At 59.9% G+C, this 1,071-nt stretch carries 2 protein-coding genes; one reads left to right on the forward strand and one right to left on the reverse strand.

Translation table 11 applies throughout. The features are described 5' to 3' along the window. The coding region (locus DBR18_RS28965) for a sterol desaturase family protein (protein WP_256588650.1) at positions 1–648 on the reverse strand (648 nt) is incomplete at its 3' end. Positions 649–762: 114 nt separating this feature from the next. Here DBR18_RS28965 and elbB point away from each other — a divergent pair. Further along, on the forward strand, positions 763–1,071 hold a 309-nt coding region (gene elbB, locus DBR18_RS09435; RefSeq protein ID WP_108590169.1), incomplete at its 3' end, for an isoprenoid biosynthesis glyoxalase ElbB.

Below are 1,071 nucleotides of genomic sequence, written 5' to 3' on the forward strand. Positions count from 1 at the left end.
TTCCTGAAACGTACCAAACAGCCGATCCCAAAGAATGAACACCCCGCCATAGTTGCGATCCATGTAGAGAGCGTTCTGTGCATGGTGGGCCCGATGATTGGATGGCGTGACGAAGAACCACTCGAACCAGCCGAGCTTGGGAATGTGCCGGGTGTGAACCCAGAACTGATACAGCAGATTCAGCGCCGCGACGCTGACGAACACCAGCAGCGGCACCCCGAGCACGGCCATCGGCAGATAGAAAATCCAGCCCAGCAGAAACCCCGTGCTGGTCTGGCGCAATGCCGTGGAGAGATTGTATTCCTCGCTCTGGTGATGCACCGAGTGCGCGGCCCAGAGGATGTTGCGCTCGTGGCCCAACCGGTGCAGCCAGTAATAGCAGAAGTCATAGAACACAAAGGCCAACACCCAGACCCAGAGGCTGTTCGCCGGCAGCCTGAGCAGCGACAGATGTTCCAGGGCAAACGCATACGTCACCAGCCCCAGGCCCTTGGTCAGCAGCCCGGTGGTGGTCGACAACACCCCGGCGCTGAGGCTGTTGACCGAGTCGGCGAGGCGATAGTGACTGACCCCGCGCCAGCGATCGGCGAGCAGCTCGGCGGCGATCAGCACGAAGAAAAACGGCACTGCGTACAGAATGAAGTCCATGGCGCGCCCCGGTCGGATTCTATGGACAGATCCTAGGTGTAGCCGCCCTTTCCCCCTATGGCAACGCGCGACAAATTAGTGGACATTTAGCGCCATGAATCTGGAGAGAAACCCATGAGCAAAAAAGTTGCAGTGATCCTGTCCGGCAGCGGCGTGTACGACGGCGCCGAGATCCACGAAAGTGTCATTACCCTGTTGCGTCTGGATCAACGCGGCGCGCAGGTACAGTGCTTCGCCCCGAACATCGCGCAATTGCATGTGATCAATCACCTGACCGGTGAAGAAATGCCCGAGACGCGCAACGTGCTGGTGGAATCGGCGCGCATTGCCCGCGGCAACATCAAGGACATCCGCGAGGCCGACGTCGAAGACTTCGACGCGCTGATCGTGCCCGGCGGTTTTGGCGCGGCGAAGAACCTCTCG

The sequence above is a fragment of the Pseudomonas sp. HMWF021 genome (assembly GCF_003061005.1).
In the GTDB taxonomy this organism is placed as follows: Bacteria; Pseudomonadota; Gammaproteobacteria; order Pseudomonadales; family Pseudomonadaceae; genus Aquipseudomonas.